The organism is Bradyrhizobium sp. BTAi1 (assembly GCF_000015165.1).
In the GTDB taxonomy this organism is placed as follows: Bacteria; Pseudomonadota; Alphaproteobacteria; order Rhizobiales; family Xanthobacteraceae; genus Bradyrhizobium; species Bradyrhizobium denitrificans.
On sequence record NC_009485.1, the window covers coordinates 4,621,949 to 4,644,506 of the forward strand.

General features: G+C 65.5%; 21 protein-coding genes. 4 read left to right on the plus strand and 17 right to left on the minus strand.

The window, feature by feature from the left end; translation table 11 throughout:
- Positions 1 to 16: 16 nt before the first annotated feature.
- Both BBTA_RS20600 and BBTA_RS20605 read right to left on the minus strand, forming a co-directional pair.
- Positions 17 to 1,471, minus strand: coding sequence for a LysM peptidoglycan-binding domain-containing M23 family metallopeptidase (locus tag BBTA_RS20600; RefSeq protein ID WP_012044445.1), 1,455 nt, complete (start codon positions 1,469 to 1,471; stop codon positions 17 to 19).
- Between the two features lie 107 nt (positions 1,472 to 1,578).
- On the minus strand, positions 1,579 to 2,226 hold the full coding sequence (locus BBTA_RS20605; RefSeq protein ID WP_012044446.1) for a protein-L-isoaspartate(D-aspartate) O-methyltransferase: 648 nt from the start codon (positions 2,224 to 2,226) through the stop codon (positions 1,579 to 1,581).
- A gap of 277 nt (positions 2,227 to 2,503) precedes the next feature.
- On the opposite strand from BBTA_RS20605, the gene BBTA_RS20610 reads away from it, so the two are divergent.
- Entirely contained in the window at positions 2,504 to 2,899 is a 396-nt protein-coding gene (locus BBTA_RS20610; RefSeq protein ID WP_012044447.1) for a response regulator, read from the plus strand.
- On the opposite strand, the gene surE is transcribed toward BBTA_RS20610, so the two are convergent.
- The 12 genes from surE to BBTA_RS20670 form a co-directional block, all read right to left on the minus strand.
- The gene (gene surE, locus BBTA_RS20615; RefSeq protein ID WP_012044448.1) at positions 2,891 to 3,658 is read right to left on the minus strand and encodes a 5'/3'-nucleotidase SurE; all 768 of its coding nucleotides are present in this window, start codon (positions 3,656 to 3,658) and stop codon (positions 2,891 to 2,893) included. The two genes, BBTA_RS20610 and surE, sit on opposite strands and share 9 nt — an antisense overlap.
- Before the next feature lie 95 nt (positions 3,659 to 3,753).
- Positions 3,754 to 4,113, minus strand: a complete 360-nt coding sequence (locus BBTA_RS20620; RefSeq protein ID WP_012044449.1) for a hypothetical protein — start codon at positions 4,111 to 4,113, stop codon at positions 3,754 to 3,756.
- A 103-nt stretch (positions 4,114 to 4,216) separates the two neighbouring features.
- Positions 4,217 to 5,545 (minus strand): serine--tRNA ligase, encoded by a 1,329-nt coding sequence (gene serS / locus BBTA_RS20625; RefSeq protein WP_012044450.1) that lies wholly within the window; start codon positions 5,543 to 5,545, stop codon positions 4,217 to 4,219.
- A gap of 131 nt (positions 5,546 to 5,676) precedes the next feature.
- Positions 5,677 to 6,492: a twin-arginine translocase subunit TatC gene (tatC, locus tag BBTA_RS20630; protein ID WP_012044451.1), complete on the minus strand. Its 816-nt coding sequence runs from the start codon at positions 6,490 to 6,492 to the stop codon at positions 5,677 to 5,679.
- Positions 6,489 to 7,031 (minus strand): Sec-independent protein translocase protein TatB, encoded by a 543-nt coding sequence (tatB, locus tag BBTA_RS20635; RefSeq protein ID WP_012044452.1) that lies wholly within the window; start codon positions 7,029 to 7,031, stop codon positions 6,489 to 6,491. The genes tatC and tatB overlap by 4 nt, the downstream gene beginning before the upstream one ends.
- A gap of 109 nt (positions 7,032 to 7,140) precedes the next feature.
- Entirely contained in the window at positions 7,141 to 7,374 is a 234-nt protein-coding gene (locus BBTA_RS20640; protein WP_006614346.1) for a twin-arginine translocase TatA/TatE family subunit, read from the minus strand.
- A gap of 279 nt (positions 7,375 to 7,653) precedes the next feature.
- Complete coding sequence (scpB, locus tag BBTA_RS20645; protein WP_012044453.1) at positions 7,654 to 8,811, minus strand: SMC-Scp complex subunit ScpB; 1,158 nt, start codon at positions 8,809 to 8,811, stop codon at positions 7,654 to 7,656.
- A gap of 19 nt (positions 8,812 to 8,830) precedes the next feature.
- Positions 8,831 to 9,670: a ScpA family protein gene (locus BBTA_RS20650; RefSeq protein WP_012044454.1), complete on the minus strand. Its 840-nt coding sequence runs from the start codon at positions 9,668 to 9,670 to the stop codon at positions 8,831 to 8,833.
- The gene (gene nagZ, locus BBTA_RS20655) at positions 9,667 to 10,695 is read right to left on the minus strand and encodes a beta-N-acetylhexosaminidase (RefSeq protein WP_012044455.1); all 1,029 of its coding nucleotides are present in this window, start codon (positions 10,693 to 10,695) and stop codon (positions 9,667 to 9,669) included. Before nagZ ends, BBTA_RS20650 begins: the two co-directional genes overlap by 4 nt.
- Positions 10,696 to 10,737: 42 nt before the next feature.
- Positions 10,738 to 12,327: an SPOR domain-containing protein gene (locus BBTA_RS20660; protein ID WP_012044456.1), complete on the minus strand. Its 1,590-nt coding sequence runs from the start codon at positions 12,325 to 12,327 to the stop codon at positions 10,738 to 10,740.
- Between the two features lie 95 nt (positions 12,328 to 12,422).
- Complete coding sequence (gene argS, locus BBTA_RS20665; protein ID WP_012044457.1) at positions 12,423 to 14,219, minus strand: arginine--tRNA ligase; 1,797 nt, start codon at positions 14,217 to 14,219, stop codon at positions 12,423 to 12,425.
- A gap of 8 nt (positions 14,220 to 14,227) precedes the next feature.
- Positions 14,228 to 15,394, minus strand: coding sequence for a deoxyguanosinetriphosphate triphosphohydrolase (locus BBTA_RS20670; RefSeq protein ID WP_012044458.1), 1,167 nt, complete (start codon positions 15,392 to 15,394; stop codon positions 14,228 to 14,230).
- 109 nt (positions 15,395 to 15,503) lie between these two features.
- On the opposite strand from BBTA_RS20670, the gene erpA reads away from it, so the two are divergent.
- Positions 15,504 to 15,845: an iron-sulfur cluster insertion protein ErpA gene (erpA, locus tag BBTA_RS20675; protein ID WP_012044459.1), complete on the plus strand. Its 342-nt coding sequence runs from the start codon at positions 15,504 to 15,506 to the stop codon at positions 15,843 to 15,845.
- A gap of 15 nt (positions 15,846 to 15,860) precedes the next feature.
- Here erpA and BBTA_RS20680 read toward each other — a convergent pair whose 3' ends face one another.
- A complete protein-coding gene (locus BBTA_RS20680) occupies positions 15,861 to 18,179 on the minus strand; it encodes a PAS domain-containing sensor histidine kinase (protein WP_012044460.1) in 2,319 nt (772 codons plus the stop codon).
- 801 nt (positions 18,180 to 18,980) lie between these two features.
- Positions 18,981 to 19,721 (minus strand): metallophosphoesterase, encoded by a 741-nt coding sequence (locus BBTA_RS20685; protein WP_012044462.1) that lies wholly within the window; start codon positions 19,719 to 19,721, stop codon positions 18,981 to 18,983.
- Between the two features lie 244 nt (positions 19,722 to 19,965).
- Here BBTA_RS20685 and BBTA_RS20690 point away from each other — a divergent pair, with 244 nt between their 5' ends.
- Positions 19,966 to 21,276 carry an MFS transporter gene (locus tag BBTA_RS20690; protein WP_041750799.1) on the plus strand — a complete coding sequence of 437 codons (1,311 nt, stop codon included), beginning with the start codon at positions 19,966 to 19,968 and terminating at the stop codon, positions 21,274 to 21,276.
- 27 nt (positions 21,277 to 21,303) lie between these two features.
- Here BBTA_RS20690 and BBTA_RS20695 read toward each other — a convergent pair whose 3' ends face one another.
- Positions 21,304 to 21,948: a hypothetical protein gene (locus tag BBTA_RS20695; RefSeq protein WP_012044464.1), complete on the minus strand. Its 645-nt coding sequence runs from the start codon at positions 21,946 to 21,948 to the stop codon at positions 21,304 to 21,306.
- 273 nt (positions 21,949 to 22,221) lie between these two features.
- Here BBTA_RS20695 and BBTA_RS20700 point away from each other — a divergent pair, with 273 nt between their 5' ends.
- The gene (locus BBTA_RS20700; RefSeq protein WP_012044465.1) at positions 22,222 to 22,545 is read left to right on the plus strand and encodes a hypothetical protein; all 324 of its coding nucleotides are present in this window, start codon (positions 22,222 to 22,224) and stop codon (positions 22,543 to 22,545) included.
- The last annotated feature ends 13 nt before the right edge of the window (positions 22,546 to 22,558 follow it).

Below are 22,558 nucleotides of genomic sequence, written 5' to 3' on the forward strand. Positions count from 1 at the left end.
CGACAGCTCGCCGGCCTCACGCCCCGTTGAGGAATTGCAGCGGGTCAACCGGCGACGATCCCTTGCGGATCTCGAAGTGGAGCTGCGGCGATCCGACCTCTCCCGATTGACCCGACTTGGCAATGACCTGGCCGCGCTTGATCGGATCACCGCGCTTCACCATCAGCTCACTCGCATGGGCATATGCGGTGACATAGCCGTTGGAATGCCGCACCAGGACCAGATTGCCATATCCCTTCAGTTCGTTGCCGGCATAGGCCACGACGCCATCCTCGGCGGCCTTCACCGGCGTGCCCTCCGGCACAGCGATGTTGATGCCGTCGTTGGATTTGCCGTTGGTCTTGGCGCCGTAGCTCGTGATCACCTTGCCCCGTGCCGGCCAGCGGAAGGTCGGCAGCGAGCTGGTGGTCTCGGCCGGGCGCGCCGGCTCCTCCTCTTTCTCAGGCGCCGGATTGGCCTGCGCCAGCCGAGCGGTCTGGACCGGACCCGCCGCCGCCACCCGGGTGGTCGGCGCCGGGGCCGGCACGGTCGCAACCGCCTGGGGAACGGTTGCGACCGGAGCCACGGGTGCAGCCACAGCAGCGGCCTTGGCAGGGACGGTCAGCCTGGCACCGAGCTTCAAGGGCGAAGCCTGATCGAGATTGTTGGCGCGGGCGAGCTCGGCCGGCGTCAGATGGTTCTGGCGCGCGATGCTGGCAAGCGTCTCGCCGCGATTGACGAAATGCACGGTGGACGGGGCCGTGGCTGCTGCAACCGCCACCGGCTTCGGCGCGACCGGCGCCGCAGCCACGGGCGTCGCGACGGGCTGAGCCGCCGGCGCTGCAGCGACCGCGCCCGGATGCGGAATGGTCAGCTGCTGCCCCGGCGACAGCGCGCGCGGGCCCTTGTAGCCATTGGCCGCAAGGATCTCAGCCGGGCTCACCCGGTAGCGCTTGGCCAGGATCTCGAGCGTATCGCTGGTCCCGACGATGATCTTGGTGCCTCCCGTCGGACGCGCCGCGGCAACCGAGCGAGGCGGCACGGCCCCCGTGGTCTCGAGCTGCGGCTGCGCCGGCGGCGCATAGGAATGGGTCGGCTGGGCGTAAGCCGGTTGCGGCGCTGCCGCCGGGACCGCCGCCGGTGGCACATAGGACGCAACGCCGCGCCCGCCGCCCGACACGCCTCCAGACCCGCCGCCGGATGGATAGGATTGCGGCGTGGCGACCGCCGGCGGCGGCAGCGCCGAGGACGAATAAGTGGGGGCCGGCGCAGGTGCGGGCGTGTATTGCTGAGCGACCGGCTGATGCTGCCGCGGGGGCGCCTGCACCGAACCGGTGGCGTCGGAGGCGAAGGGATTCGAAAAGGGATTTTGCGCTTGCGACAGCCGCGTCGACATATCGGCGCTGCAGCCGGCAACGCCGAATGACATCAGCGCCAGCGCCGCGAACTGCGGCAGGCGGCGCGAGCGAGGCAACTCGACGATAGCGGGCATGGTTACTCACTCGTACGCAACAAACAACGAATTTGAGTAAACACAGCCGCGGTAAATAAGCGCTTAAGCCGCGAATAAAGCGTTGTGCGGCCTGCTGATCCGCTGCCTCAAAGTTCGCGTGCAATCCCCGGAATAGCCGGCACAAATCGCACGTCGACGAGCTCTTTCCGGTCGAAATGATCGCCCGTCCGCGTGACCCGCACCAGCGTCTGCACCCCGTGCTGCGGTCCCACTGGCGCGATCAGGATACCGTCCGGCTCCAGCCGGTCGAGCAGGCTCTGTGGAATCTGGTCCATCGCCGCGGTGACGATGATACGGTCGAATTGGCCGGCCCCTGGGGGCAGCGCATAACCGTCGCCCAGCATGACCTCGACATTGAAGCAGTTGAGCTTCTCCAGCCGCTCCCGCGCCTTGTCGGCCAACGTGCGGAATCGCTCCACCGTCAGGACGTTGGCGCACAGACGCGACAAGATCGCCGCCTGGTATCCCGACCCGGTGCCGATCTCGAGCACGCGGTGATTCTTCTGCAGCTTCAGCTGCTCGGTCATGTAGGCGACGACGAAAGGCTGGCTGATGGTCTGTCCGCAGGCGATCGCCATCGCGCTATCGCGATAGGCCTCGGCCCGATCGGCCGGCAGAACGAACTCCTCCCGCGGCACCTCCTCCATCGTGCGCAGGACCGCCTGGTCGCTAATTCCCCGCCGACGCAGCGTCAGCTGGAACATCATCTTCTCGGGCGGGGCAGTCGGAGGCATTCGTGCTGTCGCTTGTTGGGCCGGCGTCAATTTAGACGTCGCCTTGACGTCGCGCACCGTTTTTCCTCACGACCCGACCCAACCACGGGTGCCCTGCCGGTCGCGAACCGAAAATCCGTTCCCCCTCGGAGGAACCAAGTCCGGTCGGGCGTGTTGACCGTCGAAGGCGAATTTGCCCGCGCCGCAGGGCCGCGACCAGCAAGGACCACGCAGTTGACGTTGCGCATCGACCCGGTATTTGCGAGCGTCACATCAGGTATGGGCAAGGACTGACATCATGACTGCACCGCGGCCGCCACGCGGCTCTGTGTTTCTGGTTGAAGACGAAGTCATGATTCGGATGATGGTGGCCGACATGCTTGAAGAGCTCGGCTACACCGTGGCGGCTGAAGCCGGCGAAATCGGCGAGGCGATGCGGCTTGCCGAGAGCACCTATTTCGACGTCGCGATCCTGGACGTCAACGTCAACGGCAAGGTCATTTCCCCGGTCGCCGACGTGATCAGGGGGCGCAACCGCCCCTTCATCTTCGCAACGGGCTATGGCTCGTCCGGCCTCCCCGAAGAGTATCGCGATCGCCCGGCTCTGCAGAAGCCGTTCCAATTGGAGACGCTGGGCAAGGCCATCGAGCAGGCCCTGCGGGGCGCCGCCCCTCAGGGCTCGACCTCAGCCTAGGATCGTCGTGAGCTTGCCGGAGAACGCCTCGTCGGTCCGGTCGAGGCGGAGCGGCGTCACCGACACGTAACGGGCCGCCAAAGCGGCAAGATCCGTCCCCTCGTCCGGAACATCGAGAGCTGCAGCGCGATCGAAGCCGATCCAGAAGTAGGGATTGCCACGGCCGTCGCGCCGTTCGTCGACCTTCAGGAAGCCGAGATTGCGCTTGCCCTGGCGGGTGACGACGAGACCCTTGACCTCATCCGGCGCGCAGGCCGGGAAATTCACATTGATCACCGTGTTCCTGGGCACGCCGGCTTCGAGCACCTTGCGCACGATCTGCGGCCCGAATTTCAGGGCGGTGTCCCAGGACGGCTTGTCACGGGTGGCGATGCTGAACTCCTGAGAGAGCGCAAAGGAGGGCAAGCCGAGAATGGTCCCTTCGAGCGCGCCGGCGATGGTCCCGGAATAGACGACGTCTTCGGCGACGTTGCGTCCCTTGTTCACCCCCGACAGCACCAGATCGGGCAGCTTGGCCCCGAGGATATGCCGAGCGCCCATGATGACGCAGTCGGTCGGCGTGCCGCGCACGGCAAAGTGCCGCGGACCGACCTCGCGCAGCCGCAGCGGATCATTGAGCGAGAGCGAATGCGACACGCCGCTCTGGTCGAGCTCGGGAGCGACGATCCAGACGTCATCGGACAGAGCGCGCGCGATCTCCTCGATCACCTTGAGACCCGGCGCATGGATCCCGTCATCATTGGTGCAGAGAATCCGCATGACCACCCTTTCATCGCGTTCAAGACGATTGCCGGGGTGTCTTATCTGCTGCGCAGCATCGAGGCAAACCCGCCGCCAATAGCTAAATCAACCGGTCAACACCGGATCCGCCATTGCGGCAGGAAGCGCGCCAGCTGCCCTCGCGTGCTGAGCTGAAACGCGACCGGGGCTCCGGGCTCTGCGGCGTCTCCCTGCCGGTCGACGACGCGCGTCGGCGCAGCACACGACGCTTGTTCCGCCGGTGGAAACCGGCCGCGGGCGACGCCCAGGGCGTTGTCGAAATCAGCCGCGTTGAACCAGGGCAGCTCGTGCAGGGACGTGAGCAGGCCATCGTCCCATACCTTCGCGCGGTCAATGTCGAACGCCCCTTTCAGGCGCTGGTCGATCGCCTGGATACCGGCACCGGTGACCGCCCATTGCCGTCCGATCCAGAAAATGTCCCGATGCAGGGCCATGGCGCCGGTGTTCTGACAAGCGATTGCTGATCAGACCCGAGGATACGATCCACCGGCCGCCGTGCAATCGCGGCGACCGTGCCGATTGCAATTTGCCGCGCGGCTATGGCTCCGCGGCCACCACCTTAAGGCCGCCCATATAGGGTTGGAGCACGTCCGGCACCGCGATCGAGCCGTCCGCCTGCTGATAGGTCTCCATGACGGCGATCAGGGCGCGCCCGACCGCGGTGCCGGAACCGTTCAGCGTATGAACGAAGCGTGGCTTTCCGTCGCTTGCGCGGTAGCGGGCATCCATGCGCCGCGCCTGGAAGTCGCCGCAGACCGAACAGCTCGAGATTTCGCGGAAGGCGCCGCCGTCGCCCTGCCCCGGCATCCAGACCTCGATGTCGTAGGTCTTCTGGGACGAGAAACCCATGTCGCCGGTGCACAGCGTGATGACGCGGTAGTGCAGATCGAGCCGGCGCAGCACCTCCTCGGCGCAGGCGAGCATGCGCTCATGCTCGTCCTTGCTGGTCTCCGGCGTCGTGATCGACACCAGCTCGACCTTGGTGAACTGGTGCTGGCGGATCATCCCGCGGGTGTCGCGGCCGGCGGCGCCCGCCTCGGCCCGGAAGCACGGCGTCAGCGCCGTGAGCCGCATCGGCAGCTCCTTCTCGTCGACGATCGACTCGCGGACGAGGTTGGTCAGCGCGACCTCGGCGGTCGGGATCAGGCCGAGACGCTCGGTCTTGAGACGCTCATCGGGCGCGATCAGTAGCTCGCCTCTCACCGCCCAGAACTGATCGTCCTCGAATTTCGGCAACTGCCCGGTCCCGAACATGACGTCGTTGCGGACCAGCAGCGGCGGATTGATCTCGGTATAGCCGTGCTCGGTCGTGTGCAGATCGAGCATGAACTGCCCGATCGCGCGCTCGAGTCGCGCCAGTCCCTTCTTCAGCACGACGAAGCGCGCGCCTGACAGCTTCGCCGCCGATTCGAAGTCCATGCCGAGGGCCGCGCCGATCTCGTCATGCGGCCTGGGCGCGAAGGCGTAGTTGCGCCGGGCGCCGAACACGTGGCGCTCGACATTGTCGTGCTCGTCCTTGCCGTCAGGCACCTCGTCGAGCGGCAAATTTGGAATCGCCGAAAGCTCGCGCGCCAGCTCCTCGTCCGCCTGCTTCGCGGCCGCCTCGAGCTCCGGCATCGTCGTCTTGAGCTTGGCGACTTCCTCCATCAGCGCCGACGCACGCGCGTCATCCTTGGCCTTCTTGGCCTCGCCGATCTCTTTGGACGCCGCATTGCGCCGCGCCTGCGCCTGCTCGGAGGCCAGGATCGCGGCCCGCCGGCGCTCATCGATCGCAAGCAGGTGCGACGACTGGGGCGACAGACCCCGGCGCGTCAACGCCGCATCGAAACCTTGCGGATTATCGCGGATCGATTTGATGTCGTGCATGGTCGTTCGGTCCTGGGAACGAAAGGATGACGGCGAGTCGCCCGGCTCAGGCCAAGCGCGCTTGCACTACCGCGAATGGGACCAGATGGGAACAGCCAACCCCGCAACGGGTCCGGGCGGCGCAGGCCGCCCTACTCCGATGGATTGGTCGGCACGTTGCCGGACCCCGAGGACGCGCCGGCCTTGGCCGCAGCCGCCTGCTTCTCGACGATGCCTACCGCGATGATCGCCCCCTCGTACAGCGCCATCAGCGGGAGCGCCAGCGACGCCTGGCTCAGCACGTCCGGCGGCGTCAGGACGGCGGCAATGATGAAGGCGATGACGATGAAATAGCGCCGCTTCTCCTTCAGCATCTTCGAGGTCACGATGCCGATCCGGCCGAGCAGCGTCAGGATCACCGGCAGCTGGAACGCGATGCCGAAAGCGAAGATCAGCGACATCATCAGCGACAGATATTCGCCGACCTTGGGCATCAGCGCGATCTGCGCCGTCTCGGGGCCGCCAAGCTGCTGCATGCCGAGTGAGAAACGCACGATCATCGGCCACACCGCAAAATACACCAGCATGGCGCCGAGCACGAAGAAGACGGGGGTCGCGATCAGATAGGGCAGGAACGCATTGCGCTCATGGCGATAGAGGCCGGGGGCCACGAATTTGTAGATCTGCGTCGCCACGATCGGGAATGAGATGAAGCCGGCGCCGAACATCGCGAGCTTGAGCTGGGTGATGAAGTATTCCAGCAGCTGCGTGTAGATGAACTTGCTGTTCTCCGCGCCGGCCACCCAGACGAACGGCAGCACCAGGATGTTGTAGATCTGCTTGGCAAAGAAGAAGCAGAAGATGAAGGCCACGCCGAAGCCGAGCAGCGCCTTGATCAGCCGCGAACGCAGCTCGATCAGGTGATCCATCAACGGGGCTTTGCTGGCCTCGATATCTTCGACGGTCATGACGCTTTGGCGTCCTTCAGACGTTCGGCCTCTGCCGGCGCAGCGCCATCGAGGGACTGCGGCTGCGGCTCGGGCTTGATTTCGCGGACGATGGCCAGCGGCTCGCCGACAGCCTGGTGCGCGTCGGCTTCCACGAAGGTCTCGACGCGCGGCGGTTCAGGAGTGGTCGGAGTTGCCGGAGCCTCGACGGTCGCGCTTGTCTCCGGGGCCGCGGAGGCGGCCGGCTGAGACTCGACCGGCTTGTCCACGCCCTCGATATCCAGGGCCTTGTCGACGTCGCGCTGCAATGACGACATCATGCCGCTCGGTGAGAAGCCGCTCGCGGCCTCCTTCACCTCGTCGAAGCTCTTCTTGAGGTCGGCCATCTCGGCCTCGCGCATGGCTTCCTGGAACTGGCCCTGGAATTCCGATGCCATCCGGCGGGCCTTGCCCATCCACTGCCCGACCATGCGCAGAACGCCGGGAAGCTCCTTGGGGCCGATCGCAATGAGAGCGACGACCCCAATGACGAGCAGCTCACTCCAGCCGATATCGAACATGAAACAATCCGCCTACGCGACGACGCCAATGATCCCGCTCTGCCCGGGCCTATGGGAGCAGGCCCTGCTCTTGCGGGAGCGCGCGCCGCCCGCGCCCATCACGCGCAGATCAAACGGCCTTGCTGCCGACATCCGTGCGGGTGGCCGACGGCGTGGCACCGTGATCGATCGACTTGACCGGCTCGGTCTTTTCCGGGGCCTTGTCGTCGTCCTGCATGCCCTTCTTGAAGGCCTTGATGCCCTGCGCGACGTCGCCCATCAGATCGGAGATCTTGCCGCGCCCGAACAACAGCAGGACGACCGCGATCACCACGATCCAGTGCCAAATGCTAAGCGAACCCATCCTGCAACCCTCCAAACACCGGTGCAGCCGTCCAGCAACTGCCCGCCGACGCTACCGCCGAAACCGCGCCACATCCATGGACTTTGACCGCGACACTTCGCTTCTAGCATCCGATTGTGAAACAGCAACCTGGACCGAAGGCGGCATCAGCCGAAAACGGCGCGCGGATAGCCCGATCTGGCCGGAAGGTAGGCGTCGGCGTCCTCAAAAACAAGCACTTAAGGTCCGCCAAATCGCGGTCGGACCTACGTAATAACGCGAGTGTTAACGGCGCGGCCGTTAGCCCCGGTGGGACGAGTCATCCTCGCCGGTATCGCGGTCGCCTTCGTCATCCGCGGCCTCGCCATCGATCTCGGCCTCGGCTTCGTCCGAGAGTTCCGCTTCGCCCTCGGCCTCGGCCGTAGCATCGACCAGTTCGGCAACGACCTCATCGTCCTGCTCGGCGATCAGTTCCTCGGCCTCGAGCGCCGGGTCCTCGAGCGCATCGCCATCGAGCTCCTGGACCTCAAGACTCACTTCCGCGATTTCAGCCTCCGCGTCGGCGGCCGAGAGCTCCAGATCGCCGACGACCTGCGACGCGGTGTCTTCACCAAAAACCGCCGCATCGTCCTGTACCGTTCCCACCTCGGGAGTCTCGGCCAAAGTGTCGATGGAACCGGTTTCGCTGACGTCAGCCTCGGCGACAGTCGCTTCCGCCTCTGCCGTTGTCGCCTCTGTAGCTTCGGCCTCTCCGGCCTCGACCTCGACAGCCGGCGCCAGCGCCAGATCGAGATCACCCGGATCCAGCGGTTCCTCGTCGTCGCGCAGGGTCGGATCGTCGGACGGCGTCGGCACCGTGAAGCCGGTGGGCAGGCGCGAATCCAGCAGGCCCGTGCCCTTCAGCTCTTCCAGGCCCGGCAGATCGCCCAGGGTCTCCAGGCTGAACTGGGCGAGGAAAGCATCCGTCGTGCCGAAGGTCAGCGGCCGGCCGGGGGTCTTGCGGCGCCCGCGGGGCTTGATCCAGCCCGTCTCCAGAAGAACGTCCAGCGTGCCCTTTGACGTCACGACGCCGCGAATCTCTTCGATCTCGGCACGGGTCACCGGCTGGTGATAGGCGACGATGGCGAGCACCTCGATGGCCGCCCGCGACAGCTTGCGGGTCTCGGTGCTCTCACGGGTCATCAGCCAAGCGAGGTCGCCGGCGGTACGGAACGTCCATTTGTTGGCGACGCGCACGAGATTGACGCCGCGATTGGCATATTCTGCCTGCAGCTGGGCCAGCGCGGCCTTGATATCGACACCTTCAGGCATACGCTTGGCAAGTGTCGCCTGCTCGAGCGGCTCGGCCGAGGCAAACAGGAGAGCCTCAAGGATGCGCAACTCTTCGGGGCGCACCTCGGGCTCGCTCGCCACGATCTCGTCGGGCTCTTCCATGCGCAGTTCCGCCAAGCTTGCCATGGCAAGGTCTCCTTCTTCGTTACTCAACCGTCAAGTCCGGCGCAGCCATCGCGCCGGGCTGGTTCGGTGGACGCTTACGAAAATACAGCGGCGCGAACGCCTGCTTCTGGTTCAGCTCGAGCTTGCCTTCGCGGACCAGTTCCAGCACGGCCGCAAAGCTCGAGGCGAAGACGGTGGCCTTCTGTGTGGGCTCGGCGACGTAATCCAGCAGGTAATCGTCGAGACATCCCCAATCGTCCGATACCTCGGTCATGCCGACCAGCCGCTCGAGCGTCGCGCGCGCCTCGGCAAGCGACCAGACGGTGCGCTTGGCCATATGAACGGAGGTCACGACACGCGCCTGGCGCTGGATGGCGTAGGCCGACAGCAGATCGAACAGGGTGGCCGTGAATTTGGGACGCCGGACTTCGGCGATCTCTTCCGGATTGCCGCGCGGGAACACGTCGCGCTGGAACTGCGGACGGTTCATCAGGCGGTTGGCGGCCTCGCGGATCGCCTCCAGCCGACGCAGCCGGTTGGCGAGCGCAGTCGCCATCTCCTCGGCGCTCGGCCCTTCCTGCGCAGGCGGCTCCGGCAGCAGCAGGCGCGACTTCAGGAAGGCAAGCCAGGCCGCCATCACGAGATAGTCGGCGGCGAGTTCGAGCCGGATTTTTCGCGCAGCCTCGATGAATTGGAGATACTGGTCGGCGAGCGCCAGGATCGAGATCTTGGCGAGATCCACCTTCTGCTGCCGCGCCAGCGCGAGCAGCAGGTCGAGCGGGCCTTCATAGCCCTCGACGTCGACAACCAATGCCGGCTCGGCCTCGGCCAGCTCCGTCGTGGGACGGCCGGTTTCAAACGACAGAATTTCAGCGGTCATGCGCTCGCGGGTCCCAGCCGGTTGATCAGGGCGTCGAGCTCGGCGCGCGCGGCGATCCGGTCAAAGCCCGAGGGGGTCTTGCGCGCCGCAAGCGCGCGATCGGCGCGGAGCAAAGCCTGGCCAGCCAGCTCTGGCGTCTCGGCGGCGACGGCCTGCATCTCGTCGAGCTTGCCGTTGCAATGCAGAACCATGTCGCACCCCGCCGCGACGATCGCGCGCGTGCGCTCGGCGATCGATCCGGCCAGAGCGTTCATGGAAACGTCATCACTCATCAACAAACCCTGGAACCCGATCCGCTCGCGAATCACCCGCTGGATCATTGTCGCAGAAGTCGTGGCCGGATGGGCGGCATCGATCGCGCTAAACACAACATGTGCAGTCATCGCCATCGGCAGATCCGCGAGCGGCCGGAAGGCAGCGAAATCGGTGGCGTCGAGCTCGGTTTCCGGGGTGTCAACGGTCGGCAGCCGGAAATGCGTGTCGGCGGTGGCCCGGCCGTGACCGGGAATGTGCTTGAGCACCGGCAGCACGCCGCCCTGCTCCAGCCCATCCGTCACCGCCCGCGCGATCGCCGCCACCTTGGCCGGCGTCGTTCCATAGGCCCGATCGCCGATCACCGCGTCCGCGCCGGCAACCGGGACATCGGCCAGCGGCAGGCAATCCACGGTGATGCCGAGTTGCTGCAGGTCGTCGGCGATCAGGCGGGCGCTGAGCCAGGCGGCACGCGGGCCGAGGGACGAATCAAGGTCGTAGAGGCGGTCGAAGACGACACCAGCGGGATAGACCGGCCAATGCGGCGGCCCCAGCCGCTGGACCCGCCCGCCCTCTTGGTCGATCAAAACGGGGGCCTCAGCCCGACCCGCGCAAGCACGCAATTGTTCAACGAGTGCAGTCACTTGCGCAGGTGACTGGACATTGCGTTTGAACAGGATGAAGCCCCAGGGCTTCGCCGCGCGGATAAACGCGCGCTCGGCCTCGGTGAGATCAGGGCCGGAGATGCCGGTAATGAAAGCCCGCATGGTCATGCGGGCCGCATAGACCCCGCTTCGGGGTCGGTCAAGCAAGCCTTAATTGTTGCTAAACGGGAAACACTGTCCGCCGGCAGTTTTCAACGTTCCGCACATCTTGTTGGCCTCTTCCTTGGTCGCGAAGGGGCCGACGGCCGCACGGTACTTGACACCGCCCTTTTCACCCAGATCCGCGCGCTTGATGATCGGCTCATATTTGCCGAGCACGGCTGAGTACTTGTCCTGCGCGGCCTTGTAGGCCCGCATGGCCTCGTCCTCGCTGGCCTGCGACGAGATCGAGACCAGATAGCCGCCCGTAGCGCCGCCGCCGCTCGACGGGGCCTGCTCAGTGACCGGAACAGCAGTGGCGATCCGCGCCGGCGCGGGTGCCGACGGCTGCGGCGTAAGCGGCATCGGGCTGTCCCCGGTCGGCGGATTGGCCGAGGCATTGGCGTTGGCCGCGGATTTCTTGCCAGCCTTCGCGGCCTTGGCCGGGGGCGGCGTCGGCGCCGCAGCGCCCGGATCGGCTGCCGCCTGGTTGCCGCCGGTCACCGACAGCGTCTTGATCGGACGCGGATCGCTGTTCGGCAGCGTCCCATTGGCGTTGGCCATTTGCGACGGCATGCCACCCGGCGCGACGCTCGACGCCGCCGGCGGCGCGCCGTTCTGGTTGAGCTGCGGGAACACGACGCGCGGATTGCCTCCGCGCGCATTCGCATTCACGTCCATCGGCGTCTCCTCGCGGGACACCAACTTCTCGCCGCCATCATTGCCGAGCAGGCGATCGGGCACTTTCGGCGTCGCATCCTGCTGCGCCATGATCTTGGTCGGCGTATTGTCAGCCCGGATGATCGGCGGCTCGCCGGTCCGGGCGGACGAGATATAGGTCTTGTAGCCGTAGGCGCCGCCGGTTCCGACCACGGCCAGCGTCAGCACTGCCAGGACCGTGCTCATGCCGCTGCGGCGACGGGGCCTCTCTTCTTCCTCGCCCTCGTCATAGCCGTCCTGATAGCCGTATTGGCCATCCTGGAACTCGTTGTCGCCCTGAAAACCCTGCTGGTTGGCCCCCATCTGGCCGAACAGCGCATCATCGTAGCGCGATGAATCCTGATCGTTGTCGTCGAAATCCGAACCGCGATTGTAGTCGGGATCGTTCTCGGCGAAGCGATGGCGCGACTCGCCGACGCTGTAATCAAGCTTGGACAGTTGGTCAGCGAACTCATTGTTCGGATAACCGGCCTGCTGCCGCTGGGCCGGCGCGGCAGCAAAATTCGGCTCGGAAAAACCGGGCTCCTGGCCGCGCTGATCCTGGAAGCCAGCCGGGAAGGCCGGGGGCTGCGGAGCCGGCGGCTCACGTCCCATGTCGGCAAACGGATTGGCCGCCGTCGGTTGCGGAGCGTTCGAGCGCTGCATCCATGTCGGAGGCCCGGCCGGCGGCATGCCGGCGGCTTGATCGGGGGCAGCCGGCGCGGCCGGCCTGGCATTGGCGCGTGGAGCAGCCTGGGGCGTCGCGCGGCCCGATTGCGCGAAAGGATCGTTTTGCCCGATCAGGCGAGCGAGCTCGGCGAGCGGATCGGCATCGGCCGGCTGGTTTCCACCGCGGCCAAAACCATCAGCGGGAAAGGGTCTGTCCTGGTAACGATCAGCCATCGTGATGAAGCGTCCCTGCGGGTGAGCCGCATATGCGTCCTAAGGCGGACCCTGCCAGATTGAGGCCCCCAACTGAAGTCGCGTGTTTCCCCCAATCAGCGCATTGCGTCAGGAGCATTAACGCCCAAGATCGCGAGTCCCGACGCCAGAACCGAGACGACGCCCTGAACCATGGCCAAACGTGCCATGGTCAATTCTGCATCATCATCGATAATGAAGCGTAAATAGGGCAAATCCCGCCCCCGCGTCCAGAGGGCGTGAAATTCGCTAGCAAGATCATAGAGGTAGAAGGCCACCCTGTGCGGCTCATGGGCAAGGGCCGCGCTTTCCACCGTACGTGGGTACAGCGCCAGCCGTTTCAAGAGGTCGATCTCGGAGGGATCGGCGAGTTTTTCGAGCTTGGCCTGGCGAAGGAACGCGAGTCGCGCCCCCTCCTCCACGGGCAGGCTGGGGAAGCTGTCCCGGGCATTGCGGAAGATCGAATGCCCCCGGGCATGGCCATATTGGACATAGAAGACCGGATTGTCGCGCGACTGCTCGATGACCTTGGCGAGGTCGAAATCGAGCACGGCGTCGTTCTTGCGATAAAGCATCATGAAACGGACCGCATCGCGCCCCACTTCATCAACAACTTCCCGCAAAGTGACGAAGTCGCCGGAGCGCTTCGACATCTTCACCGGCTCGCCGTTGCGCAACAGCTTCACGAGCTGAACGACCTTGACGTCGAGCACCGCCTGCGCGGCCGTCACCGCCTTCACCGCGGCCTGCATCCGCTTGATGTAGCCGCCATGATCGGCGCCGAACACGTCGATCAGGTCGGCAAAGCCGCGCTCGAATTTGTGCCGGTGGTTGGCGATATCCGAGGCGAAATAGGTGTAGGAGCCGTCCGACTTGATCAAGGGGCGATCGACGTCGTCGCCATAGGCGGTGGCGCGGAACAGCAACTGCTCGCGATCCTCCCAATCCTCGACCGGGGCGCCCTTCGGCGGCGGCAGACGGCCTTCATAGACGTCGCCGCGTTCGCGCAGGAATTCGATCGTCTCGGCGACCTTGTTGGTGCTGCCTGCGATCAGCGAGCGCTCCGAAAAGAACACGTCGTGCCGGATGTTGAGCGCGGCGAGATCGTCCTTGATCTCGGCCATCATCATCGCGATCGCCTTGTCGCGCACGATCGGCAGCCACTGCGCCTCCGGCATCGCCTTCAGCCTGTCGCCATGCTCGGCCGCGAGCGCCTGCCCCACCGGCTTCAGATAGTCGCCGGGATAGAGCCCTTCCGGGATGGCACCGATCTCCTCGCCGAGCGCCTCGCGATATCTCAGAAACGCCGAGCGCGCGAGCACGTCGACCTGCGCGCCGGCGTCGTTGATGTAGTACTCGCGGGTGACATCGCGGCCGGCGAACTGCAACAGGCTGCATAACGCGTCACCGAACACGGCACCGCGGCAATGGCCGACATGCATCGGCCCGGTCGGGTTGGCCGAGACATATTCGACATTGACCTTCGGCGCGCCCACGACCGGCGCGATGCGGCCATAGGCATCGCCGTCGCGCAGGATCGTGCCGAGCTGCCTCGCCCAGACCACCGGGTGCAGGGTCAGGTTGATGAAGCCGGGGCCGGCGACATCGACCTTTGCGACCAGTTCGTCGGCCCGCAGCCGTTCGGCGATCGCCTCGGCGAGGTCGCGCGGCTTGGCCTTGGCCTCCTTGGCAAGCACCATCGCGGCATTGGTGGCCATGTCGCCATGGCTCGGATCGCGCGGCGGCTCGACGACCACGCGCGAGACATCGATGCCCTCGGGCCAATTGCCGTCCTTGGCGAGCGCCGCGCAGATTGCGTGGACGCGCGCGAGGACGTCAGCAAACAAATGAAGATTGGAAGCTTGTTCGAGCATGTCGCCGCCTAACGCAAATCCGGGGTCGAGTCAAAAAGACGGTGGTGCTCGGTTAAGGCGAAACGGTCGGTCATTCCGGCGATAAAATGGCCGATCCGGCGGGCGCGGTCGCCCTCGCTGTCGCATCCCTCCAGCCAGCCCGCCGGCAGCGACGCGGGATCGGCCTGATAGCGGCCGAACAGATCGGCCACGATTCGCTCGGCATCGCGCATCACCCGCATCACCCGCTCGTGCCGATACATGCGCTGCCAGAGGAACCGCTTGATCGTCGCCTCATGCTCGGCGACGTCGGCCGGAAACGCCACCAATGGACCGGCATGTCGCCGCACATCGTGCGGGGACATCGGCTGCGCCCGCTCGATCCGCCGCTGCGACTCGGCCGCGACTGCCGCGATCAGATAGGAGATCAGTTCGCGCACCAGCTCGGCGCCACGTCTGAGGTCGACGAGGCCAGGATAATGGCGATCGATGTCGCCGATCATGGCCTCGAGCAGCGGCACCTCGCGCAAATCGTCCACGGTGAACAGACCGGCCCGCAGGCCGTCGTCGATGTCATGGGCGTCATAGGCGATGTCGTCGGACAAGGCGGCGATCTGGGCTTCCAGAGAGGCGTAGCTCCACAGCTCCAGGTCGAAGCGCGCATTGAAGTCGGCGATCCCGCTGGGAACGGCCTCGTGCAACGGTCCGTTGTGCTTGACGATGCCCTCGAGCGATTCCCAGGTCAGGTTGAGGCCATCGAAATCCGGATAGCGCTGCTCGAACGTGGTGACGATGCGCAGTGTCTGGGCATTGTGATCGAAGCCGCCATGGGCCTCCATGCAGCGGTTCAGCGCCCGCTCCCCGGCATGGCCGAATGGCGGGTGGCCGAGATCATGCGCCAGCGCCAGGGTCTCGGTCAGGTCCTCGTCAAGGCCGAGCTGGCGGGCGAGCGCGCGGGCGATCTGGGCGACTTCCAGGGAGTGGGTCAAACGGGTGCGGTAATGGTCGCCCTCGTGGAAGACGAACACCTGGGTCTTGTGCTTGAGCCTGCGGAAGGCGGTCGAATGGATCACCCGGTCGCAATCCCGGCGGAACGGGCTGCGGGTCCGGGACGGCGGCTCGGCGACCAGCCGACCCCGGCTGCGATCGGGATCGCAGGAATAAGGTGCGCGGGGGGCAGCCATTCCGACCGACACGGGCGATTGTTCCCTTGGAGATTTGATTCCTCGACGAAGCCCACTTAACTATGGGGAGTGCCCGATACCAAATGAATAGGGCATGACGAGCTTCAGGAGACTCTTGGTGATGACCGCAACCACGACCACCCCCGTCACCATCAGCGAACGCGCCGCCCGCCGCATCGGCGAGATCCTCGGCAAGGAGACGGAAGGCGCCATGCTGCGCATTTCCGTCGAAGGCGGCGGCTGCTCCGGCTTCCAGTACAAGTTCGACATCGACCGCGCCAAGGCCGACGACGACCTCGTGATCGCGCGCGACCGCGCCGTGGTGCTGGTCGATCCGGCCTCGGTGCCGTTCCTGGCCGGATCGGAGGTCGATTTCGTCGACGACCTGATGGGCGCCTCGTTCCGGATCAACAATCCCAATGCCACCGCCTCCTGCGGCTGCGGCACCAGCTTCTCGGTCTAACACCCCTCTCCTGCGTCAGGCCTCCGCCGCCACCGAGGCGCCGTCCTCGGACGGCGCCAAGCTCGGTGCCGCGACGGTCGGCGCCGCCGGGCCAAGCGCCTTCAGCATCGCCGCGACCATCGCCGGCTTGCGCAGCGGCTTGGCCAGAAAATCGGACATCCCAGCCTCGCGGCACTGCTTGATGTCGTCGGGGAAGGCGTTGGCGGTGAGCGCGATGATCGGCAGCTCGGCGAGCCGCCCGCCCTTGGCGCGGATCGTCCGGGTGGCGGTGATGCCGTCCATCTCCGGCATGCGGACGTCCATCAGGACGAGATCGAACTCCTGTTCGCCGGCCGCGTTCACCGCCTGCAGCCCGTCCGGCACGATGCACTTCTCGACGGCAAACTCCTGCAACATCTTCGACACGACCATGCGGTTGGTGGCGTCGTCTTCCGCAATCAAGACGCGCAATGGGCGGCCGAGCGCCTCGATGCGCTCCTTGAGATCGCCGGCACCGACCCGGTCGCCGCGCTGATCGGAGATCTGCTTGTCGCTCCACGGCAAGGTCAGGCTGAAGCGGAACGTAGAGCCTTCGCCCTGCACCGACGACACGGCAATGGCGCCGCCCATCTGCTCGATGATGCGGCGGGAGATCGCGAGGCCAAGCCCGGTGCCGCCAAAGCGGCGGTTGATGGAGGCGTCCGCCTGGGCGAAATCGGTGAACAGCTTGCCGACGCGGTCGGCGGGAATGCCGATGCCGGTGTCGGAGACCCGCCACTCGATCGTCGCCTTGTGATCGTCGCGGGTGCGGCAGGCCACGGCGATGGTGAGGCCGCCGCGCTCGGTGAACTTGACGGCATTGGAGGCGAGATTGATGAGCACCTGGCGAATGCGCGCGACATCGCCCTTCAGCGCCGGCGGCAATTTCGGGTCGATATCGGCGTTGACCAGCAGGCTCTTGGTCTTCGCATTGACGCCGATGATCGCCGTGACGGCCTCGACCAGGGCGGCCGGCGAAAAGTCGACCGATTCGAACTCCAGCTTGCCGGCGTTGAGCTTCGAGAGGTCAAGAATGTCGTTGAGGATGCGCTGCAGATTGTCGCCGGACTCGCGGATCGTCATGACCGCGTGACGCTGCTCGGGATCGAGCTTGGTCTCCAACAGCGTCGAAGCCAGGCCCAGCACGCCGTTCATCGGCGTGCGGATCTCGTGGCTCATCATCGCCAGGAATTCGGATTTCGCCCGGCTCTCGGCCTCGGCCTGTTCGGCACGCCAGCGCTCGGTGACGTCGCGGCCGAAGCCGCGATAGCCTGCGAATTTTCCCTCATAGTCGCGCGCCGGCCGCGCGGTCAATGCCCAGCGCCGCCGTTCGCCGCCGGCGACCACGACATGGATCAGGATCTCCGGAATCGACAGCCGCCGCGCCATGCGATCGGCGAAGGTCGCCAAGGTGGCCGTGTCGGTCGGACACAGATATTCCAGCGTGTCGACGAGCCGTTCGCCCTTGAGCTGATCGAGCGGCAGCTGGGCCACGTCGGCGAAGCGCTGCGGCGCATCGATCAGGCGGCCCTCGGCATCGGTCTGCCACAGCCAGCTCGCGGCGTTCTCCTGGAATTCCTTGAGCAGCAGCGAGATCGTCTCGTTCTGCCGCTCGTGCCGGATCTGGGCCTTCAGGTTTTCCAGGAACACATTGCCGTGCGACACCAGATGGCGCACCATGAAGGAGGAGTAAAGCAGCAGAAAGACCACCAGCACCAGATAGGTCGTGCCGCCACACAGCAACAGCGAGCCGACGGACGCCAGCATCAGCGTCCAGGTGTAGGTCAGCCCCGCCCGCGGCACGCTCGACATCGCGAACGCGCCGCCGGAGATCATGCCTGTCATCAGCGAGCCGACGATGATCTGCAGTTCCGGCTCGATCTGCGGCATCAGGATCAGCGGCAGCGATCCCCACACCGCGGCGAGGAAGAAGGCCTGCAATGTCATGCGCCGGAGGCCGCGCTCGGACGCCTCCTTCGGCCGCGACTTGCGGGCACGCCACCAGCCGCGCAGTGCGAGGCCTCCGGCCACAGCGATCGACAGGCCCCACGCCGTCAGAAATGCGTTGGAGATGTGGTTCCAGAACACCCCGAGAATGATTGCGGCATTGGCGAAGTTGATGCCGATCGTCACCGGGACAAGGCTCGCTACGGCGTCGATCTGCCGCGCCCGGATGCGCCGGCGATCACGCTCGGTCAGGGACTCGTCGTCGAGCCCTTCGATCGCACTGAAGCCGCCGATCCAGAGAAAGAAGGCGCTGAGCGGATTGCCGCCGGCAGTGCGCTTGGAGCTGGATGTGTCCCCGGGCCAATTCATGAGGGCGCAACGTTTCCTTGTGATCCCCTGCCATGCACGAGCGGCTGCTTCAGCGGCGTTAATTGTTCCGCCCGTAGAATTACGGAACGGACCTGTCTGGCCGGCGCTCGCTGTTGCTGTGATCCCCAAGGACCGCCGCGTGCCGTCATCAACTCACCCAGGCAATTCACCCAGGCACGGTTTCGCTGTCTCGCGGCGCGAACCGCCCGAGCTGTGCGTTTCGATGTCACCCTCTTGAAAGCAAGGGCGCAGGGAATGCCGGGCGCTGGCCGCAACCCATGGCCCGCCTGCAGCAAAAAAAGCAGGCGGCAGTCACCACAGGTCGAGCCGGTCAACCGGCATTCCCTGCACGACGGCTCTACGCTTTATACGCATTCTCCCCGGGGACCGGGCTGTCTTGCCCCCGTGACCGGCAGATCATCGTCACCGCCAGCGTAGCATCAGCATCGGGATGCCAGGACCATGCGATTTCGGCGTGCGCTCCGGCCCGTTCGTCGGCATGACCTACGCCATGCTGCGGACCGCAGCGCCCATCGCATCCCACCCCGCGTGCCGTGACGATCGCGATACGCCCCTCGTGCCGAGGCGAGACGCGCTCATACCAGCACGAATTCTGAAAAAGAGAAACAGAAATCTTTTTCGGCTCCGGACTGGACAAGCCAAATCAACTTGAAGACGCTGATGAAAATGGACTTCGTGCGCAGACGGAAATGACGCCGCAGAGCAGATGAAAGCTCCTATCAACATCCTGCTGCGCAGGCCCGATTTGCCCGTCGCGCAGGCCGATCGCGAGCGCCGCATTCAGAGCACGGCACCGGAGGCGTAGGCGCTGGCCCAATTCGGGAAGCCGTTCTCGACGGCGCGCGCCGCGGCGCGATCCCAATCATAGGTCAGCGCCAGCAGCTCCGCCTGCCAATGGCCGCGCCGCTCCGTCAGGATGGCGTAACGGGCATGCGGCGAACGATATTCGAGCTGGGCGGCGATCGGAATGTCGCCGAAGACAGGACAACCGACGCTGCCGGGATTGACGATCAACGGGCCGCGGAGCACCTGCACGACCGCCTGCCGGTGACTATGTCCGCACAGGACGAGCCCGGCACCGCCGATATTGGCGAGGCGCGACGTCAGCACGTCGCGACGGGCCGGGACATAGCGGCCGTCCTCCAACATCTCCTCAAGCAGACAGGCACTGTCGTCGTCGGGCGTGCCGTGAACGGCGAGAATGCCCTGCTCCAGCGCAATCCGCGCAGGCAGGCCATGCAAATGGAGACGCTGCTCGGCGGTCAGCGCTGCCCGCGAAAACCGGCCGGCCGGCGAGAGCTTCTCCTCGGGCCATTCCTGGATCCAGCGATCATGATTGCCCCGCACCGTCGGCAGCGCCAGCTGCTCCAGCAATGCGAAGGTTTCACGCGGCCACAACGGACCGGTCACACAGTCGCCGAGATTGATCGTGGCGTCGACGCCGCGCGTCTCGATGTCCGCAAGCACCGCCTCCAGCGCCGGCAGATTGCCATGCACGTCGGATATCACGGCCAGTCGCATCGGTCCTCTCCTTCACCGCCCGGCGCAGAGCTATCACTTCGAATCCCGGGTGTCGCATTCGATCCACATCGGGCCCGGACATATCCCGACCGACGCCTCCTGTCGTTCGCTCGCGCAGCGGAACGGCATTGTTCAGGACATGCGACGCATGGTAATTCGGTATTCGGGGATTCTCGAGACATGTGCCGCATTCGCGCCCTCGATCGGGGCAGCCTGTTTGCGCACAGCAGGGGAGCATGGGGCGTTGACGACAGCAGCAGCAGTCAATCTGGAGCAAGGCCAAGCACACGGCCCTTCGGTCTCCCGCGTCGTGTGGGCGAGCGTGCTCGGAACCGCGATCGAATGGTACGACTTCCTGATCTACGCCACGGCGGCCGCCTTGGTCTTCAACAAATTGTTCTTTCCCGCCTTCGATCCCATGGTCGGCACCATGGCTGCGTTCAGCACCTACGCCGTCGGATTCGTTGCCCGTCCGATCGGCGGCGCCATCATCGCTCACTTCGGCGATCGCATCGGCCGCAAGGCGATGCTCGTGACCACCATGATCATGATGGGGGTCGGCACGTTCGCGATCGGCTGCCTGCCGACCTATGACCAGATCGGCGTCTGGGCTCCCGTGCTGCTGATCCTGTTGCGCTTCATCCAGGGCGTCGGAATCGGCGGCGAGTGGAGCGGCGCCGTGACCATGGTCATCGAGCACGCCGGCCGTCGGCGCGGCCTGTATGGCAGCCTCGTGCAGATCGGCTTCCCGGCCGGGGTCGCCGCATCCACCGGCATCTTCGCATTGATGGTCCAATTGCCAGAGGCCAGCTTCCTGAGCTGGGGCTGGCGCGTGCCGTTCCTTGCCAGCCTCGTGCTGGTTCTCGTCGGCCTGTTCGCCCGCTATCGCCTGACCGAGACGCCGGAATTCCACCAGGTGCTGGACCGCAAGGATGTGCTGCGGCAACCGACGTTGGAGGTCATCCGGCGCAGCCGCCGGGAGCTGCTGCTGGCGATCGGCATCACGGTGTCGGAGGTCGGCCTGGCCTATCTTCTGACCGTGTTCGTCATCACCTATGCGACCACGATGCTCGGTCTGTCGCGACAGGTCATTCTGAATGCCGTGGTCTATGCGTCCCTGTTCGAATTCCTGACGCTTCCGCTCGCGGGCTGGGCGTCGGACCGATGGGGACGGAAACCCTTGTACATGATCGGCGCACTCGCCTCGATCGTGCTGGCGTTTCCGCTGTTCTGGCTGCTCGACACACGGAGCCCGGTGATCATCACGGCCACGCTGATCGTGACGATGACCATGACGCATGCACTGTTGTTCGGGCCGAAGGCCGCCTTCCTGCCGGAACTGTTTGGCACCCGCATGCGATACAGCGGCGCCTCGCTCGGCGCCAACATCGCTGCTGCATTGAGCGGCGGCTTCACGCCCCTGATCGCGACCGCCCTGCTGGTCTGGGCCGGCGCGTCCTGGGCGATCTCGCTCTATTTGATCGGGCTGTCCCTGCTCACCGTGATCGCTGTGCTTGCGGCTCCTGAAACGGCGCGTCTGCCGTTGAAGTACTGATCATGCGGGGAGACGCCGCGAACGAGGTCAAGCCGGCCGCTGCGAAGACACGGCCGCGTAGCGCAGCAGCAGCCGGTGGGTCGGATAAAAGATCACGAGCGGCAATCCGACCAGCAGCATCGCGAACCAGGCCGGTCCCGGCATGAAGCTCTGCGCCACCGCGTCGCTCAATCCGTAGACATAGTTGATGTTGACCGGCAGGTCGCTGGTCGCGGGCGGCGGCGGCATCAGGAAATAGCACACCGACAGCAGCCCCCAGGCAGCGACGGTCCACACCGCAAAGGCGCGACGATCGTAGCCGAGCCGCCACACCAGCCAGGCCAGCACGAAAGGCAGCCAGAAATGGAAGAACGACAGGCCGCGCGTGAACAGTGGTAGCTTGGCGTCGAACATGTAGGCCGTCATGCCGGTCAACGGCACGCCGGCAGCGGTGCCGAGGAAGTCGATGACCCACAGCGCCTGCGGCAGGAGAATGCCGACCGCCGGTGCCGATGCGAGCAATGGGCTCTCCAGCCAGACCGCAGCCAGCGTGGTCAACAGCGCGACATCGCAGAAATAGAGGAAATTGGTCGGGCCGTAGGCCATGAGATAGGTTGGCACCAGCACCGCGCAGAAGGCGCTATAAGCGAGCTTGAACCACAGCGGAATGCCTGGCTTGACGGCCGTCTCCATCGATCCCCTTCCCCTGCAATATAACTTTGTTGGCAATCACGCGGAGATTGTCGGGCGACAGGCCGACGCGTCAATCACGCCGCCGGCGATCTTCGCGCTCAGCGTTAATGAGAGTTTGACCGAAGCATCGCGGGCGCGGTCGAAGACGGGCGCGCGATCGGCTGCGGCGGACGCTCGGCCCGCCCTCGATGTCCTACCAAGTTGAAACGCTTGCGATGCCGTGCCAGACTGCCGAGGCGGTCCCGTTCATCTGCAACGCGTGGAGACGGAAGCATGGTTGGCGTGTTTACTGGCCCTGCTATCGCCTGGGTGACACTGTTCGGCGTCCTCATGCTGATCGTGCTGAGCGCCGGCGTGTATTGGCTATTCAACAAACAAGTCAGATTGAGAGAGATCGCGATCCTGCGCGAGAAACTCAGCCGCTTGACGACGATGGATCCTGAATATGGCGCTGTGAGAGCGCTGTACACGTCGATGGTGATCGACGCGCAGCGGTGGCACTTTTTCCATTCCGACGCAGCCTCGGCAGATCACGGCGGCGGTCACCATGCGGGCGGCGACGATGCCGGCGCGGTTGGCGGTTCCGACCACGGATGATGTGTCGTTCGTC